Source organism: Enterobacter cloacae complex sp. P29RS (assembly GCF_014893445.1).
Taxonomy (GTDB): Bacteria; Pseudomonadota; Gammaproteobacteria; order Enterobacterales; family Enterobacteriaceae; genus Enterobacter; species Enterobacter intestinihominis.
The window spans coordinates 67,602-84,877 of the sequence record NZ_JADBPZ010000008.1 but is presented as its reverse complement, the minus strand read 5'-3'; the positions used below and the strand labels follow the sequence as shown (position 1 = coordinate 84,877).

Annotated in this window: 14 protein-coding genes; 12 read left to right on the top strand and 2 right to left on the bottom strand. The window is 55.2% G+C overall.

Translation table 11 applies throughout. The features are described 5' to 3' along the window. Positions 1–24 precede the first annotated feature (24 nt). Entirely contained in the window at positions 25–2,049 is a 2,025-nt protein-coding gene (gene rep, locus IM282_RS08000; protein WP_022646642.1) for a DNA helicase Rep, read from the top strand. A 52-nt stretch (positions 2,050–2,101) separates the two neighbouring features. Here the strand turns inward: rep and gppA are convergent, their stop codons facing one another. Then, positions 2,102–3,586 (bottom strand): guanosine-5'-triphosphate,3'-diphosphate diphosphatase, encoded by a 1,485-nt coding sequence (gene gppA, locus IM282_RS07995; protein WP_032622109.1) that lies wholly within the window; start codon positions 3,584–3,586, stop codon positions 2,102–2,104. A gap of 5 nt (positions 3,587–3,591) precedes the next feature. Then, positions 3,592–4,860 carry an ATP-dependent RNA helicase RhlB gene (gene rhlB / locus IM282_RS07990; protein WP_022646644.1) on the bottom strand — a complete coding sequence of 423 codons (1,269 nt, stop codon included), beginning with the start codon at positions 4,858–4,860 and terminating at the stop codon, positions 3,592–3,594. Positions 4,861–5,004: 144 nt separating this feature from the next. Between rhlB and trxA the strand changes: the two genes are divergently transcribed. The 11 genes from trxA (at position 5,005) to wzyE (ending at position 17,273) form a co-directional block, all read left to right on the top strand. Next, on the top strand, positions 5,005–5,334 hold the full coding sequence (gene trxA, locus IM282_RS07985) for a thioredoxin TrxA (protein ID WP_006812392.1): 330 nt from the start codon (positions 5,005–5,007) through the stop codon (positions 5,332–5,334). 341 nt (positions 5,335–5,675) lie between these two features. Next, positions 5,676–6,935, top strand: coding sequence for a transcription termination factor Rho (gene rho / locus IM282_RS07980; protein ID WP_001054528.1), 1,260 nt, complete (start codon positions 5,676–5,678; stop codon positions 6,933–6,935). Positions 6,936–7,177: 242 nt separating this feature from the next. After that, entirely contained in the window at positions 7,178–8,281 is a 1,104-nt protein-coding gene (wecA, locus tag IM282_RS07975) for a UDP-N-acetylglucosamine--undecaprenyl-phosphate N-acetylglucosaminephosphotransferase (protein WP_001050933.1), read from the top strand. Positions 8,282–8,294: 13 nt separating this feature from the next. Then, positions 8,295–9,341, top strand: a complete 1,047-nt coding sequence (wzzE, locus tag IM282_RS07970; protein WP_022646646.1) for an ECA polysaccharide chain length modulation protein — start codon at positions 8,295–8,297, stop codon at positions 9,339–9,341. A 56-nt stretch (positions 9,342–9,397) separates the two neighbouring features. Next, positions 9,398–10,528, top strand: a complete 1,131-nt coding sequence (wecB, locus tag IM282_RS07965) for a non-hydrolyzing UDP-N-acetylglucosamine 2-epimerase (protein ID WP_032622055.1) — start codon at positions 9,398–9,400, stop codon at positions 10,526–10,528. Then, on the top strand, positions 10,525–11,787 hold the full coding sequence (gene wecC / locus IM282_RS07960; RefSeq protein ID WP_192970299.1) for a UDP-N-acetyl-D-mannosamine dehydrogenase: 1,263 nt from the start codon (positions 10,525–10,527) through the stop codon (positions 11,785–11,787). The genes wecB and wecC overlap by 4 nt, the downstream gene beginning before the upstream one ends. Next, complete coding sequence (gene rffC / locus IM282_RS07955) at positions 11,784–12,461, top strand: dTDP-4-amino-4,6-dideoxy-D-galactose acyltransferase (RefSeq protein WP_023305220.1); 678 nt, start codon at positions 11,784–11,786, stop codon at positions 12,459–12,461. Before wecC ends, rffC begins: the two co-directional genes overlap by 4 nt. 4 nt (positions 12,462–12,465) lie before the next feature. Beyond that, the gene (rffA, locus tag IM282_RS07950; protein WP_032608214.1) at positions 12,466–13,596 is read left to right on the top strand and encodes a dTDP-4-amino-4,6-dideoxygalactose transaminase; all 1,131 of its coding nucleotides are present in this window, start codon (positions 12,466–12,468) and stop codon (positions 13,594–13,596) included. A 1-nt stretch (position 13,597) separates the two neighbouring features. Beyond that, positions 13,598–14,848 carry a lipid III flippase WzxE gene (gene wzxE / locus IM282_RS07945; RefSeq protein ID WP_023305222.1) on the top strand — a complete coding sequence of 417 codons (1,251 nt, stop codon included), beginning with the start codon at positions 13,598–13,600 and terminating at the stop codon, positions 14,846–14,848. Further along, positions 14,845–15,924, top strand: coding sequence for a TDP-N-acetylfucosamine:lipid II N-acetylfucosaminyltransferase (locus IM282_RS07940; RefSeq protein WP_192970298.1), 1,080 nt, complete (start codon positions 14,845–14,847; stop codon positions 15,922–15,924). The genes wzxE and IM282_RS07940 overlap by 4 nt, the downstream gene beginning before the upstream one ends. Then, positions 15,921–17,273 carry an ECA oligosaccharide polymerase gene (gene wzyE / locus IM282_RS07935; RefSeq protein ID WP_017693948.1) on the top strand — a complete coding sequence of 451 codons (1,353 nt, stop codon included), beginning with the start codon at positions 15,921–15,923 and terminating at the stop codon, positions 17,271–17,273. The genes IM282_RS07940 and wzyE overlap by 4 nt, the downstream gene beginning before the upstream one ends. Positions 17,274–17,276 lie beyond the last annotated feature (3 nt).

Sequence of the window (17,276 nt, the reverse complement as noted above, 5' to 3'; positions counted from 1 at the left end):
CCGACTTTCATTGAGTGATCATTTATGCGTTTAAACCCCGGACAACAACAAGCTGTCGAATTCGTCACCGGACCCTGCCTGGTGCTGGCGGGAGCGGGATCCGGTAAAACACGCGTGATCACCAACAAAATCGCCCACTTAATTCGGGGTTGTGGATACCAGGCGCGCCATATCGCGGCGGTCACCTTTACCAACAAAGCGGCGCGTGAGATGAAAGAGCGCGTCGGCCAGACGCTGGGCCGTAAAGAGGCGCGCGGGCTGATGATCTCCACCTTCCACACGCTGGGTCTGGATATCATCAAGCGCGAATACGCGGCGCTGGGAATGAAGTCCAACTTTTCGCTCTTTGATGACACCGACCAGGTGGCGCTGCTCAAAGAGCTGACGGAAGGGCTGATCGAAGATGACAAAGTGCTGTTGCAACAGCTGATCTCGACGATCTCGAACTGGAAAAACGATCTGATGACGCCGGCCCAGGCTGCGGCAAGTGCCAAAGGCGAGCGTGACCGCATCTTTGCCCACTGCTATGGCCTGTACGACGCGCATATGAAAGCCTGCAACGTACTGGATTTCGACGATCTGATCCTGCTGCCGACGCTGCTGCTTCAGCGGAATGAAGAGGTGCGCGAGCGCTGGCAGAACAAAATTCGTTACCTGCTGGTGGATGAATACCAGGATACCAACACCAGCCAGTACGAGCTGGTGAAGCTGCTGGTAGGACAGCGCGCGCGTTTTACCGTTGTAGGCGATGACGATCAGTCGATTTACTCATGGCGTGGCGCACGTCCGCAAAACCTGGTGCTGCTGAGCAAAGACTTCCCGGCGTTGCAGGTGATTAAACTGGAGCAGAACTACCGTTCTTCCGGGCGTATCCTGAAGGCGGCGAACATCCTGATTGCCAACAACCCGCACGTCTTTGAGAAGCGCCTGTTCTCTGAACTGGGTTACGGGACCGAGCTGAAAGTCCTTAGCGCCAATAACGAAGAGCACGAAGCGGAGCGCGTAACCGGCGAGCTGATTGCCCATCACTTCGTCAACAAAACTGAATACAAGGATTACGCGATCCTCTATCGCGGAAACCACCAGTCGCGCGTCTTTGAAAAGATGCTGATGCAGAACCGCATCCCCTACAAAATCTCCGGCGGTACGTCGTTCTTTTCGCGTCCGGAAATCAAGGATCTGCTGGCCTATCTGCGCGTGCTGACCAACCCGGATGACGACAGCGCTTTCCTGCGCATTGTAAATACGCCGAAGCGCGAGATTGGCTCTGCGACGCTGCAAAAGCTGGGTGAATGGGCGATGACCCGCAATAAAAGTCTGTTCACCGCCAGCTTCGATATGGGGCTGAGCCAGACCCTGACCGGGCGCGGCTATGACGCCTTAACCCGCTTTACCCACTGGCTGGGTGAGGTGCAGCGTCTGGCAGAGCGCGAGCCCGTGGCGGCAGTACGCGATCTGATCCACGGCATTGATTACGAATCCTGGTTGTATGAAACCTCCGCCAGCCCGAAAGCGGCAGAAATGCGCATGAAAAACGTTAACCAGCTCTTCAGCTGGATGACCGAAATGCTTGAAGGATCTGAGATTGACGAGCCGATGACCCTGACGCAGGTGGTCACCCGGTTCACGCTGCGCGATATGATGGAGCGCGGCGAGAGTGAAGAAGAAGCCGATCAGGTCCAGCTGATGACGTTGCATGCCTCGAAAGGGCTGGAGTTCCCCTATGTCTATCTGGTGGGGATGGAAGAGGGCCTGCTGCCGCACCAGAGCAGCATTGATGAAGATAACGTCGACGAAGAGCGCCGTCTGGCCTACGTGGGGATCACCCGTGCGCAGAAAGAGCTGACGTTTACGCTGTGCAAAGAGCGCCGTCAGTATGGTGAGCTGGTGCGCCCGGAGCCGAGCCGTTTCCTGCTGGAGTTGCCTCAGGACGATCTTATCTGGGAGCAGGAGCGTAAAGCTATTACCGCTGAAGAGCGGATGCACAAGGGTCAAGCCAACGTGGCGAACATACGCGCCATGCTGGCGAAAGCCAAAGAGAAAGGATAACAATTTTGTAGGCCGGGTAAGGCGAAGCCGCCCCCCGGCACGCTTCAAAGGGTCACTTCACATCAAGCGCCCAGTGCACATAGCTCTGCCACTGGCACTCCTGCTCGATCAACTCTGCTCCAAGCGGATGATTTTCTAGCCAATTTTCCGGCAGCGTCAGCGTCAGTTTTTCATCGTCTGCCACCAGCGTAATGGCCGGGAGGAGATCGTCGCGTCGCCGGCTGGCAAACAGAATCGCCAGACGAAGTAAGCGGCAGAGATGTTCGGCCACGCGCGGCGGTACAGCGTTTTGCTGATGGAGGGAAGAGAGGTCAACGGCGTTGGTTTGATTCAGCAGCAGGGTCGCGAGCAATTTTTTCTGCGCGGGAGTGTAGCCCGGCAAATCGAGATTACGCACCAGCCAGGCTGCGTGTAGCGGCGCTTGTTTGTACTCAACGCTAAGCCCAATTTCATGTAATGCACACGCACTTAGCAGCAAATCGCGGCTTAACGGTTCGATATCCCAACGTGGTTTAACCTGATCCGCAAAGAGCGATGCCAGTTGGCCCACTCGCTGCGCCTGATCGGTATCCACAATAAAGCGGCGCTGGACGTTACGTAGCGTACGGCTTCGAATGTCCTGATCCACTGAAAGATGCAGCATCCCATAGACCAGACCTTCGCGCAGTGCGCCGCCTGCCAGGGTCATGCACTGGATGTTTAGCTCGGTAAAAATGGCGATGAGAATGGCTAGCCCGCTGGGGAAGACCAGCGCACGTTCGAGCGTCAGCCCTTCAATTTCCAGCTCTTCCAGACGACCACATTGAATGGCGCGCTGTTTAAGCTGCTGGAGTTTAGCAAGCGTGATCCGCTCATCCATCCCCTGCGCCATCATGATTTCCTGCAACGCCTGTACAGTTCCTGACGCCCCAACACACACTTTCCAGCCGTGGTAGCGCAGTTCGTCCATGACCGGACGCAGCACTTCACGCGCGGCATTTTCAGCCTCGTCGAAGTTTTCTTGCGCGAGATTGCGGTCAGTAAAGTAGCGCTCAAGCCAGGTTACGCAGCCCATCGACAGACTGAACAGCGAGGTCGCCTGGGCACCCGTGCCGGTCACCAGTTCAGTACTCGCTCCGCCAATATCCACCACCAGACGGCGATCGTCGCCCCCGGTAGTGTGCGCCACGCCCTGATATATCAGACGCGCTTCTTCTTCACCGCTGATGACTTGCACCGGGCAGCCGAGAATTTCCTGCGCTTTGGCAATAAAATCGACGGCATTAACCGCCAGACGGAGCGTCGCGGTCGCGACAACGCGGATTTGGGCATGCGGTATGTCCTGCAGACGCTCTGCAAAGAGGCGCAGACACTGCCAGCCACGTTCCATGGCTTCGGGAGAGAGGTGATTATCGCTGCTCAGGCCCGCCGCCAGGCGGACCTTACGCTTGATGCGCGTCAGCGTCTGTATGCTTCCCGCCACCTCGCGTACAACCAGCATATGAAAACTATTCGAACCGAGATCAATTGCCGCATAGAGCGAGGTGGAACTGAGCATCATATTTAACCTGAACGACGACGATTACGCGGCGCACCGCCGGAACGACGCGGGCCATTACCGGTACGTGGACGGGTAAGGCGCTTAGGTGGCGGCAGTTCGCTCATCAGCGCGTCCGGATTGTATTTACTCTGTGGAATAGAGTGACCGATATAGGTCTCAATGGCCGGAAGGTTCAGCGCATACTCTTCACATGCAAGGCTGATGGAGTGACCGCTTGCGCCGGCACGACCGGTACGACCGATACGGTGTACATAGTCTTCACAGTCATCTGGCAGGTCATAGTTAAAGACGTGCGTCACGGCTGGAATGTGCAGGCCACGGGCCGCCACGTCGGTCGCGACCAGAATATCAAGGTCGCCACGAGTAAATTCGTCGAGAATGCGCAGGCGTTTTTTCTGCGCCACGTCGCCGGTCAGCAGGCCCACACGGTGACCATCTGCCGCCAGGTGGCCCCAAATATCTTCACAGCGGTGTTTAGTGTTCGCAAAGATGATCGCGCGATCCGGCCACTCTTCTTCGATCAGGGTTTGCAGCAGGCGCATTTTCTCTTCATTAGAAGGATAGAAGAGCTCTTCTTTAATGCGGTGCCCGGTTTTCTGCTCCGGTTCTACTTCCACATATTCCGCATTGTTCATCTGCTCGAATGCAAGTTCACGTACGCGGTATGACAGGGTTGCGGAGAACAGCATGTTCAGACGCTGGTTTGCCGCAGGCATACGGCGGAACAGCCAGCGGATGTCTTTAATGAAGCCCAGATCGTACATGCGGTCTGCTTCATCCAGCACCACGACCTGGATTGCCCCGAGGTTGATATGGTTCTGTTTAGCGTAGTCGATAAGACGGCCTGTGGTCCCAATCAGGATATCCACGCCGCTTTCCAGCACTTTCAGCTGTTTATCGTAGCCGTCGCCGCCATAGGCCAGGCCAAGTTTCAGGCCAGTGGCTTGCGCCAGGGGCTCAGCGTCTGCGTGGATCTGTACCGCCAGTTCTCGCGTCGGGGCCATAATTAGCGCGCGCGGCTGGTTAACTTTGCGGTCTGCAATCGCTGGGTGAGAAAGTAAATAATGAAACGTTGACGTTAAAAACGCCATCGTTTTGCCAGTACCGGTTTGCGCCTGCCCTGCAACATCACGACCGGCCAGCGTCAGCGGCAGGGCGAGAGCCTGAATGGGCGTGCAGTTATGAAACCCTTTAGTTTCAAGGGCTTCGATCACCTTTGGGTGCAGGGCGAAGTCGGAAAACTTCTGTTCTGTTAAATGTGTTTTGCTCATAGTGTGGTAGAATATCAGCTTACTATTGCTTTACGAAAGCGTATCCGGTGAAATAAAGTCAACCTTTAGTTGGTTAATGCGACATCAACACGTCGTTGGTGGAGACAAAACCAACGTACCAGGCTTATTCCTGTGGAGTTATATATGAGCGATAAAATTATTCACCTGACTGACGACAGTTTTGACACGGACGTACTTAAAGCTGACGGGCTGATCCTCGTTGATTTCTGGGCTGAATGGTGTGGTCCTTGCAAAATGATCGCTCCGATTCTGGATGAAATCGCTGACGAATATCAGGGCAAACTGACCGTTGCCAAGCTGAATATCGACCAGAACCCGGGCACCGCGCCAAAATACGGTATCCGTGGCATCCCGACCCTGCTGCTGTTCAAGAACGGTGACGTGGCGGCGACCAAAGTGGGCGCACTGTCCAAAGGTCAACTGAAAGAGTTCCTGGACGCTAACCTGGCGTAAGGTTTCTCCGCTGAGCGTCCAGAGCGCCTAATTAATGGTGAGCTCTGGACGCCCGGCTTTAGTCGTGCTAAGTTAGCTATGACTACGTTTTAAACATATCTTGTTGTTTGAATCTTGTTTTACCCGATACTTCCCGTTGTTAACTTAAACAGTGCGTGAAGTTGTTAGATTCCGGGCTTGTCACTCAATCCGTCTTGTCGTTTCAGTTCTGCGTTCTTTCCCTGTGACCAGACAGCGAACAGACATGAGGTGATGGCCGCTAAACAGGCATGGATGACCCTGCCATACCATTCACAACATTAAGTTCGAGAATCACCCCGAGTTTAAGAACCCACACCATTATGAATCTTACCGAATTAAAGAATACGCCGGTTTCTGAGCTGATCACTCTCGGCGAAAATATGGGACTGGAAAACCAGGCTCGTATGCGCAAGCAGGACATCATTTTCGCCATCCTGAAGCAACACGCTAAGAGTGGCGAAGATATCTTTGGCGACGGTGTGCTGGAGATACTGCAAGACGGATTTGGTTTCCTCCGCTCTGCAGACAGCTCCTACCTCGCCGGCCCTGACGACATCTACGTATCCCCTAGCCAAATCCGCCGTTTCAACCTCCGCACTGGTGACACCATTTCAGGTAAGATTCGTCCTCCAAAAGAGGGTGAACGCTACTTTGCGCTGTTGAAGGTTAATGAAGTCAACTACGACAAACCGGAAAACTCCCGCAATAAGATCCTGTTCGAGAACTTAACGCCGCTGCACGCGAACTCTCGTCTGCGTATGGAGCGTGGTAACGGGTCTACTGAAGACTTAACCGCTCGTGTGCTGGATCTGGCATCGCCAATTGGTCGTGGCCAGCGTGGTCTGATTGTGGCGCCGCCAAAAGCCGGTAAAACCATGCTGCTGCAAAACATCGCGCAGAGCATTGCTTACAACCATCCAGACTGTGTGCTGATGGTGCTGCTGATTGACGAACGTCCGGAAGAAGTGACCGAGATGCAGCGTCTGGTGAAAGGGGAAGTGGTTGCGTCAACCTTCGACGAGCCTGCTTCCCGCCACGTTCAGGTTGCGGAAATGGTTATCGAGAAGGCGAAACGCCTGGTTGAGCACAAGAAAGACGTGATCATCCTGCTCGATTCCATTACCCGTCTGGCGCGTGCCTACAACACCGTGGTGCCGGCTTCCGGTAAAGTACTGACCGGTGGTGTGGATGCCAACGCCCTGCATCGTCCGAAGCGTTTCTTCGGTGCGGCGCGTAACGTGGAAGAGGGCGGTAGCCTGACCATTATCGCGACGGCGCTGATCGATACCGGCTCCAAAATGGACGAAGTTATCTACGAAGAGTTTAAAGGTACAGGCAACATGGAACTGCACCTTTCTCGTAAAATCGCAGAAAAACGCGTCTTCCCGGCGATCGACTACAACCGTTCCGGTACCCGTAAAGAAGAGCTGCTTACCACTCAGGAAGAGCTGCAGAAAATGTGGATCCTGCGCAAAATCATCCATCCAATGGGCGAAATCGACGCAATGGAATTCCTCATTAACAAACTGGCGATGACTAAAACGAACGACGATTTCTTCGACATGATGAAACGCTCGTAACGCAAATAATCCCAGTAAACGCCACGTTTTTACGTGGCGTTTTTTATTTATGGACTATACGCTATTACCACACACTCCCAATTTTGACCGGTCGGTGCGACAATAAGAAGGTTTGCACAGTCAAAGAAATAATTGATTGAAAAACATACAAAGGGAGTTGTGATAAGCCTTCTTTAATCCTTCTGAGGCAGAGGCTTCATGGTTATACTTCCGGGACTAACATTTGTTGAGAGCAATCCATTGTGAATCTACTCACTGCAGTAACTGAGCTGATCAGTATTTTTTTATTCACAACCTGTTTTTTGTTCATTGCGCGCAAGGTAGCAAAAAGAATTGGGTTAGTGGACAAACCGAATTTCCGTAAACGTCATCAGGGGCTTATTCCGCTGGTGGGCGGCATTTCGGTATACGCAGGCATCTGTTTCACATTCGGGATCGCGGATTACTATATCCCCCATGCCGCACTCTACCTGGCATGTGCCGGTGTGCTGGTACTGGTCGGCGCCCTTGATGATCGTTTTGATATCAGCGTGAAGTTCCGCGCGACGGTGCAGGCGGCCATTGGCATCATTATGATGGTGGTGGGCGGCCTCTATCTCAGAAGCCTGGGCTACGTGTTTGGTCCCTGGGAGCTGGTGCTTGGGCCGTTCGGCTTCTTCCTCACGCTGTTTGCCGTGTGGGCGGCTATCAACGCCTTTAACATGGTTGATGGCATAGACGGTCTGCTCGGTGGGCTGTCCTCTGTTTCGTTTGGCGCAATCGGCATCATTTTATGGTTTGACGGCCAGTACAGCTTGTCAATGTGGTGCTTTGCCATGATTGCCGCCATTCTGCCTTATATCTGCCTGAACCTGGGTGTGTTAGGGCGTCGCTATAAAGTCTTTATGGGCGATGCGGGCAGTACCCTGATTGGCTTTACGGTGATCTGGGTCCTGCTGGAGACCACACAGGGTAAAACGCACCCTATCAGCCCGGTAACGGCTCTCTGGATTATCGCCATCCCGCTGATGGACATGGTCGCTATTATGTACCGTCGTCTACGTAAAGGGATGAGCCCGTTTTCTCCCGATCGGCAGCATATTCATCATCTGATTATGCGCGCCGGCTTCACGTCTCGTCAGGCGTTTGTGCTGATTACGCTAGCGGCTGCTATTCTGGCTGCGATTGGCGTTGCAGCGGAATACGCTCATTTCATTCCTGAATGGGTAATGTTGGTATTATTCTTGCTAGCATTTTTCATGTACGGTTACTGCATCAAGCGTGCATGGAAAGTCGCGCGTTTTATTAAACGTTTAAAACGCAGGATGCGTCGGAACAGTGGCAAAAACACAACATTAACTAAGTAAAACCGGGACTATGATGACTCAACCGTTGGCGGGAGCGAAATCAGTGGGCACTGAGAACGAGCTGGATATTCGTGGTTTGTTTCGAGTGTTATGGCAGGGCAAACTGTGGATTGTGGGGATTGGCCTGGGGTTCGCGCTGTTAGCGCTTGCCTACACCTTCTTTGCGAAACAAGAGTGGAGCGCCACGGCGATCACAGACCGACCAACGGTGAATATGCTTGGAGGCTACTACTCCCAGCAGCAATTCCTGCGTAATCTTGATATCAAGGCCAATCTGGCGACCCCGGATCAGGCCTCGGTGATGGATGAGTCCTACAAAGAGTTTGTGATGCAGCTGGCGTCGTGGGATACACGTCGCGATTTCTGGTCCCAGACAGACTACTACAAGCAGCGTATGGTCGGTAACAGCAAAGCGGATGCCGCGCTGCTGGATGATTTAATCAACAACATTCAGTTTATGCCTGGCGATGTGCTCCGTAACGTTAGCGACAGCGTGAAGCTGATTGCGGAAACGGCGCCTGACGCCAATAACCTGTTGCGTCAGTACGTTGCTTTTGCCAGCCAGCGTGCGGCCAGTCATCTGAATGACGAGCTGAAAGGCGCCTGGGCTGCGCGAACTATCCAGATGAAAGCGCAGGTCAAACGTCAGGAAGAGGTCGCTAAGGCCATCTTCGCCCGTCGCGTGCATAATATTGAGCAGGCGCTGAAGATTGCGGAACAGCACAATATTTCCCGTAGCGAAACGGATGTTCCGGCTGACGAACTCCCTGATTCAGAAATGTTCCTTCTTGGTCGCCCAATGCTTCAGGCACGTCTGGAAAATATCCAGGCCGTTGGCCCTGACTTTGACCTTGATTACGACCAAAACCGCGCCATGCTCAATACGCTCAACGTCGGTCCAACGCTGGACCCGCGTTTTCAGACCTATCGTTATTTAAGAACGCCTGAAGAGCCTGTAAAACGCGATAGTCCGCGTCGCGCATTCCTGATGATCATGTGGGGGATTGTGGGCGCACTGACTGGCGCTGGCGTAGCGTTATTGCGTCGCCGCACAAACTAAGAACGCCGTCTACGATGAAGGCTGCGGCCTTCATCGTCTAATCGAAGAGAATCGATGTGAAAGTACTAACCGTATTTGGCACCAGGCCGGAGGCCATCAAGATGGCGCCTCTGGTTCATGCGCTGGCCAGAGATCCTGATATTGAAGCGAAAGTGTGCGTGACTGCCCAGCACCGTGAGATGCTCGATCAGGTCTTAACCCTCTTTTCTATCGTCCCGGATTACGATCTCAATATAATGAAACCGGGACAGGGACTGACGGAAATCACCTGCCGTATTCTGCAAGAATTAAAGCCTATTCTGGAGTCGTTCAAGCCGGATGTAGTGCTGGTGCACGGCGACACCACCACCACCGTGGCGACCAGCCTGGCCGCGTTCTATCAGCGTATCCCTGTTGGCCATGTCGAAGCGGGACTGCGTACCGGCAATCTTTATTCCCCGTGGCCGGAAGAGGCCAACCGAACGCTCACCGGTCACCTGGCGATGTACCATTTTGCGCCAACCGAGAACTCACGTCAGAACCTGCTGCGCGAAAATATCAGCGACAGCAAAATCTTCGTTACCGGCAATACGGTCATTGATGCGCTGATTTGGGTGCGTGACCGCGTGCTGGCTAACAGCGAGCTTCAGGCAGAACTCGCTGCGCGCTATCCGTTCCTGAACAACGGCAAGAAAACGATTCTGGTGACGGGACACCGCCGCGAAAGTTTTGGCCGTGGCTTTGAGCAAATCTGCCACGCGCTGGCTGAAATCGCCGCGCAGAATGAGGATGTGCAGATTGTCTATCCGGTGCACCTTAACCCTAACGTCAGCGAACCGGTCAACCGTATCCTGGGCCACGTGGAAAACGTGCTCCTGATAGAGCCGCAGGACTATCTGCCATTTGTCTGGCTGATGAACCACGCCTGGCTGATCCTGACCGATTCTGGCGGCATTCAGGAAGAGGCGCCTTCCCTCGGTAAGCCGGTACTGGTGATGCGCGAAACCACTGAACGTCCGGAAGCGGTCACTGCCGGTACCGTGCGTCTGGTGGGAACGGATCCGCGTCGTATTGTCGAAGAGGTCACGCGCTTACTGCATGACGAAGAAGAGTATCAGGCGATGAGCCGTGCCCATAACCCGTACGGGGACGGGCAGGCTTGTGGACGTATTTTGCACGCACTTAAACACAATCGGGTAACGCTATGAGTTTTACTACCATCTCTGTTGTTGGTCTCGGCTATATCGGGCTGCCTACTGCGGCGGCCTTTGCCTCTCGTCAAAAGCAGGTTATTGGCGTAGATATCAACGCGCACGCGGTAGAAACCATCAACCGTGGCGAAATTCATATCGTGGAGCCCGATCTCGATCGTGTGGTGAAAAAGGCGGTGGACGGTGGCTTCCTGCGCGCCAGCACCACGCCGGTAGAAGCCGATGCGTACCTGATTGCGGTGCCTACGCCCTTTAAAGGCGATCATGAACCTGACATGGTTTACGTCGAGGCGGCGGCAAAATCCATTGCGCCTGTGCTGAAGAAAGGGGCACTGGTTATTCTTGAGTCCACTTCACCTGTTGGGGCAACCGAGCAGATGGCACAGTGGCTGGCCGAGGCGCGTCCCGATCTCAGCTTCCCCCAGCAGGTGGGCGACCAGGCCGATATCAACATCGCCTACTGCCCTGAGCGCGTACTGCCAGGCCAGGTGATGGTGGAACTGATTAAAAATGACCGCGTGATTGGCGGCATGACCCCTGTCTGCTCCGCGCGCGCCAGCGAGCTGTATAAAATCTTCCTTGAAGGCGAATGCGTGGTGACCAACTCCCGCACCGCCGAGATGTGCAAACTGACCGAAAACAGCTTCCGCGATGTTAACATTGCATTTGCGAATGAACTGTCGTTGATTTGCGCCGATCAGGGGATTAACGTCTGGGAACTTGTTCGCCTTGCCAATCGTCACCCACGCGTGAACATCCTTCAGCCGGGGCCGGGTGTGGGTGGGCACTGTATCGCGGTCGATCCGTGGTTTATCGTGGCGCAGAATCCGGAACAGGCACGCCTGATTCGCACCGCGCGCGAAGTAAACGACCACAAACCGCACTGGGTTATCAACCAGGTGAAAGCCACGGTGGCGGATTGCCTCGCGGACAGCGGCAAACGTGCCAGTGAGCTGAAAATTGCCTGCTTTGGTCTGGCATTCAAACCGAATATTGACGATCTTCGCGAAAGCCCGGCAATGGAAATTGCCGAAACGATCGCAGCCTGGCACAGCGGTGAAACGCTGGTGGTTGAGCCGAATATTCATGCGTTGCCGGCAAAACTTGCCGGTCACTGCACCCTTACCGCACTGGATGACGCGCTGGCGACGGCGGATGTGCTGGTGCTGCTGGTGGATCACAATGCGTTTAAAGCGGTCTCCGCTGATGCCGTGCGTCAGCAGTATATTGTTGATACTAAGGGCGTTTGGCGTTGATTACTCTCAACGGCGTGCTGGAGTCCCTTGAGTGGGAAAGCGTATTTTTTTCGCTCCCCTCAGCGATAGTGCGTCTGCGCGATAACGCTCCTGCGTTGCAGGACGCAGACTTCAGCGCCTGGCAGCGCGTACAGGCTAAGATCCCGGCGGACCGCGCCGATCTGCTGGACGCGCTCCAGCAGCACGGATTCCGGCTGGTCGAGGGCGAGGTTGATCTCTCTGTTACCGTGGCCCGCCACGGCTCACCGGGCGCGGAAATTGCAACGGAGCAGGATATCCCCGCGCTGCGCAAGATGGCGGCGCTGGCTTTCGCTCAAAGCCGTTTCCGGGCGCCCTGGTATGCGCCCGATGACAGCGGCCGCTTTTATGCTCGGTGGATAGAGAATGCGGTTAAAGGCACGTTTGACCACGTCTGTCTGGTGTTCCGTACTGCCGGTGGGCAGATTCAGGGTTTTGTTTCGCTTCGCAGGCTCAACGAGCAAGAGGCGCGCATCGGTTTGTTAGCCGGGCGCGGCATGGGCGAAAAACTCATGCAGGCGGCGCTGCACTGGGCGGAGCAACAACAGGTATCGACGCTGCGGGTCGCAACCCAGATGGGCAACACCGCTGCGCTTAAACGTTATATTGCGAGTGGTGCCAGCATTGACGCCACCGCCTACTGGTTATACAGGTGACAAGATGATTCCATTTAACGCGCCTCCCGTTGTGGGCACTGAACTTGATTACATGCAGTCGGCTATGGGCAGCGGCAAGCTCTGTGGCGACGGTGGTTTTACCCGTCGCTGCCAGCAGTGGATGGAGCAACGTTTTCACAGTGCCAAGGTGCTGCTGACGCCGTCCTGCACCGCATCGCTCGAAATGGCCGCGCTGCTGCTGGATATTCAGCCCGGCGATGAAGTGATCATGCCGAGCTACACCTTCGTCTCCACGGCGAACGCGTTTGTCCTGCGCGGGGCGAAAATCGTGTTTGTGGATATCCGTCCGGATACCATGAACATCGACGAAACGCTGATTGAAGCGGCGATCACCGACAAAACGCGGGCGATTGTTCCGGTGCATTACGCGGGCGTGGCCTGTGAAATGGACACCATCATGGCCATCGCCAAAAAGCACAACCTGTTCGTGGTGGAAGACGCCGCGCAGGGCGTGATGTCCACCTACAAAGGTCGCGCGCTGGGAACCATCGGTCATATCGGCTGCTTTAGCTTCCACGAAACCAAAAACTACACCGCAGGCGGCGAAGGCGGCGCGACGCTGATTAACGATCGTGCCCTTGTGGAGCGTGCGGAAGTGATCCGTGAAAAAGGGACCAACCGCAGCCAGTTCTTCCGCGGTCAGGTGGATAAATACACCTGGCGCGATATCGGCTCAAGCTACCTGATGGCGGACTTGCAGGCCGCGTATCTCTGGGCGCAGCTGGAAGCGGCAGAGCGAATCAATCTGCAACGCCTCTCCCTGTGGCAAACCTACTACGACGCGCTGGAGCCGCTGGCTAAAGCCGGACGTATTGAACTGCCGACCATTCCGGCAGACTGCATCCACAACGCCCACATGTTCTATATCAAGCTGCGCGATAACGACGATCGCAGCAAGCTGATTGCCTGGCTGAAGGAGGCGGAAATTATGGCGGTATTCCACTATATTCCGCTGCACTCCAGCCCGGCTGGCGAAGCCTTCGGGATGTTTGCCGGTGAAGACCGCTACACCACCAAAGAGAGCGAACGTCTGCTCCGCCTGCCCCTGTTCTACAACCTCGCGCCGGTGAACCAGCGTACGGTGATCAATTCGCTTCTGAGTTATTTCGCCTGATATGTCTCTGGCAAAAGCGTCGGTGTGGACGGCAGCGTCCACGCTAGTAAAAATTGGCGCCGGGTTACTGGTCGTCAAGCTGCTGGCCGTCTCATTTGGTCCGTCAGGCGTTGGGCTGGCAGGGAACTTCCGCCAGCTGGTCACGGTGCTTGGCGTGCTGGCAGGTGCCGGGATATTCAATGGCGTCACCAAATACGTCGCGCAGCATCATGACGATGCCGAAAAGCTTCGCACGGTGGTGGGCACCTCCTCTGCTATGGTGCTGGGCTTCTCTACGTTGCTGGCCATCGTCTTTTTGCTGGCGGCGGCACCTGTTAGTCAGGGACTGTTCGGACACACGCACTATCAGGGACTGGTGCGCCTGGTGGCGTTCGTTCAGATGGGGATCGCCTGGGCGAACCTGCTGCTGGCGCTGATGAAAGGCTTCCGTGATGCCGCCGGGAATGCGCTGGCGCTAATCCTCGGCAGCATTATCGGCGTTATCGCCTACTACTTCTGCTATCGGCTGGGCGGCTATGAAGGCGCGCTGCTGGGGCTGGCGCTGGTGCCTGCGCTCGTTGTCGTTCCGGCAGCGTTTATGCTGATGCGCAGAGGCAATGTCCCGCTGAGTTACCTGAAACCGCAGTGGGACAAGATGCTGGCGGGGCAGCTAGGAAAGTTTACCCTGATGGCGCTCATCACTTCGGTAACGCTTCCCGTGGCTTACGTGATGATGCGAAACCTGCTGGCAGCGCATTACAGCTGGGATGAAGTGGGGATCTGGCAGGGCGTAAGCAGCATTTCAGATGCTTACCTCCAATTTATTACGGCTTCCTTTAGCGTCTATTTGCTGCCAACCTTATCGCGCCTGACGTCCAGGCAGGATATTACCCGCGAGATTTTTCGCGCCCTGCGTTTCGTGTTGCCGGCCGTTGCGATCGCCAGCTTTACCGTGTGGTTACTGCGTGATTTCGCCATCTGGCTGCTGTTTTCAGCGAAGTTTACCGCCATGCGCGATCTGTTTGCCTGGCAACTGGTCGGCGATGTGCTGAAAGTGGGGGCATACGTTTTCGGCTATCTGGTGATTGCGAAGGCTTCGCTGCGGTTGTATATCCTGGCAGAGATCGGCCAGTTTGCGCTGCTAACGGCATTTTCTCACTGGCTGATCCCCACCCACGGTGCGCTGGGGGCGGCGCAGGCCTATATGGCAACTTATATCGTTTATTTCGCTGCCTGTTGCGGCGTATTTTTACTTTGGCGTAAACGCGCATGACTGCACTGATACACATACTGGGATCGGATATCCCGCATCATAACCAGACCGTTCTGCGGTTCTTCAACGATGAACTGGCATCCGGCACGCCCGATGCGCGTGAGTTTATGGTCGTTGGACGCGACAGTGGCCTGAGCGCGGCGTGTCCGGCATTGCATATCACCTTCTGGCCAGACAAAGCGGCGCTGACGAAGGCCGTGGTTGCTAAAGCCAAAGCGGATCGAAGCCAACGTTTCTTCTTCCATGGACAGTTCAATACCGGACTGTGGCTGGCGCTGTTAAGCGGCGGGATCAAACCTTCTCAGTTCAGCTGGCATATCTGGGGAGCGGATCTCTACGAAGTCTCCCGTGGCTGGAAGTTCCGACTTTTCTATCCGCTGCGTCGTCTGGCGCAGGCGCGCGTGGGCTGCGTTTTTGCTACCCGAGGCGATCTCAACTATTTTGCTAAACAGCACCCGAAGGTTCGCGGGGAGCTGCTCTATTTCCCGACCCGTATGGATCCGGCGCTGAACACCATGGCGAATGACACGGTTCGAGAGGGCAAGCTGACCATCCTGGTGGGGAATTCCGGCGATCGCAGTAACGAGCATGTCGCGGCGCTGAGGGCGGTGCATCAGCAGTTTGGCGACACGGTGAACGTGGTGGTGCCGATGGGCTATCCCGCCAATAACGACGCCTACATCGATGAAGTTCGCCAGCAGGGGCTTGCGCTGTTTAGCGCAGAAAACCTGCACATTCTCAGCGATAAGCTGGAATTTGATGACTATCTCGCGCTGCTGCGAAAATGCGATTTGGGCTATTTCATCTTTGCCCGTCAGCAGGGGATTGGCACGCTGTGTCTGCTGATTCAGGCGGGCGTACCCTGCGTGCTCAACCGCGAAAACCCGTTCTGGCAGGACATGGCCGAGCAGCATATTCCGGTGCTGTTTACCTCTGACACGCTTAATGTCGAGGTGGTACGGGAAGCGCAGCGTCAGCTCACGCTGGTGGATAAAAATAGCATCGGCTTTTTCAGCCCGAACTACCTCACGCCGTGGCACCGCGCGCTGCGTATTGCTTCAGGAGACAACGCATGAGCCAGTTGCAGTTTAGCGGCTTGCTGGTGGTCTGGCTGCTGAGCACGCTGTTTATCGCCACGCTCACCTGGTTTGAATTCCGGCGGGTACGTTTTAACTTCAACGTATTCTTCTCGCTGCTGTTTTTGCTGACCTTTTTCTTTGGCTTCCCGCTGACCAGCATCCTCGTGTTCCGCTTTGATGTTGGCGTCGCGCCGCCGGAAATCTTGTTGCAGGCGCTGCTCTCTGCGACCTGCTTCTACGCGGTGTACTACGTCACTTATAAAACGCGCCTGCGAGCGGCAAAAGACACCACCCCTCGTCGTCCGCTGTTTACCATGAACCGGGTAGAAACCCATCTGACGTGGGTTATGCTGATGACTATCGCCCTCGTTAGCGTGGCGATTTTCTTCATGCATAACGGCTTTTTACTGTTTAAGTTGCAGTCCTATAGCCAGATTTTCTCCGCCGAAGTCTCCGGCGTCGCGCTCAAGCGTTTCTTCTATTTCTTTATCCCGGCGATGCTGGTGGTCTTTTTCCTGCGTCAGGACAGCAAAGCCTGGCTATTCTTCCTGGTCAGCACCGTCGCATTTGGCATTCTGACCTACATGATCGTCGGCGGCACCCGCGCCAACATCATTATCGCCTTCGCGATTTTCCTGTTTATCGGCATTATTCGCGGCTGGATCTCGCTGTGGATGCTGGCGGCGGCAGGCGTCTTTGGCATTGTGGGGATGTTCTGGCTTGCGCTGAAGCGCTACGGGCTGAACGTGGCCGGCGACGAAGCGTTTTACACCTTCCTGTATCTGACGCGCGACACCTTCTCGCCGTGGGAAAACCTGGCATTACTGCTGCAAAACTACGACAAAATCGAATTCCAGGGGCTGGCGCCGATTGTTCGCGATTTCTATGTCTTTATACCGACGTGGCTGTGGCCCGATCGTCCCGGCATTGTCCTGAACACGGCGAACTACTTCACCTGGGAAGTGCTGAACAACCATTCGGGTCTGGCGATTTCCCCAACCCTGATTGGCTCGCTGGTAGTGATGGGCGGAACGTGGTTTATCCTGCCTGGCGCGATCGCGGTAGGGCTGATAATAAAATGGTTCGACTGGCTATATACGCTGGGTAACGAAGAGACCAACCGCTACAAAGCCGCTGTTTTGCACAGTTTCTGTTTCGGTGCCATTTTCAATATGATCGTTCTGGCGCGCGAGGGGCTGGATTCATTCGTCTCACGCGTGGTGTTCTTTATGGTCGTTTTCGGACTCTGTCTGCTGCTGGCAAAACTGCTGTACTGGTTGTTTGACAGTGCAGGGCTTGTGCACAGACGTGAGCCACAGGGCAGCACAACGCTGTCGCAAGTCTGAGTA

Coding starts and splice junctions, on each gene's coding strand:
- rhlB (WP_022646644.1), bottom strand. CDS start 4,860: ATGAGCAAAACACATTTAACAGAACAGAAGTTTTCCGACTTCGCCCTG.
- gppA (WP_032622109.1), bottom strand. CDS start 3,586: ATGCTCAGTTCCACCTCGCTCTATGCGGCAATTGATCTCGGTTCGAAT.
- rho (WP_001054528.1), top strand. CDS start 5,676: ATGAATCTTACCGAATTAAAGAATACGCCGGTTTCTGAGCTGATCACT.
- wzyE (WP_017693948.1), top strand. CDS start 15,921: ATGAGCCAGTTGCAGTTTAGCGGCTTGCTGGTGGTCTGGCTGCTGAGC.
- trxA (WP_006812392.1), top strand. CDS start 5,005: ATGAGCGATAAAATTATTCACCTGACTGACGACAGTTTTGACACGGAC.
- wzzE (WP_022646646.1), top strand. CDS start 8,295: ATGACTCAACCGTTGGCGGGAGCGAAATCAGTGGGCACTGAGAACGAG.
- wzxE (WP_023305222.1), top strand. CDS start 13,598: ATGTCTCTGGCAAAAGCGTCGGTGTGGACGGCAGCGTCCACGCTAGTA.
- wecC (WP_192970299.1), top strand. CDS start 10,525: ATGAGTTTTACTACCATCTCTGTTGTTGGTCTCGGCTATATCGGGCTG.
- IM282_RS07940 (WP_192970298.1), top strand. CDS start 14,845: ATGACTGCACTGATACACATACTGGGATCGGATATCCCGCATCATAAC.
- rep (WP_022646642.1), top strand. CDS start 25: ATGCGTTTAAACCCCGGACAACAACAAGCTGTCGAATTCGTCACCGGA.
- rffA (WP_032608214.1), top strand. CDS start 12,466: ATGATTCCATTTAACGCGCCTCCCGTTGTGGGCACTGAACTTGATTAC.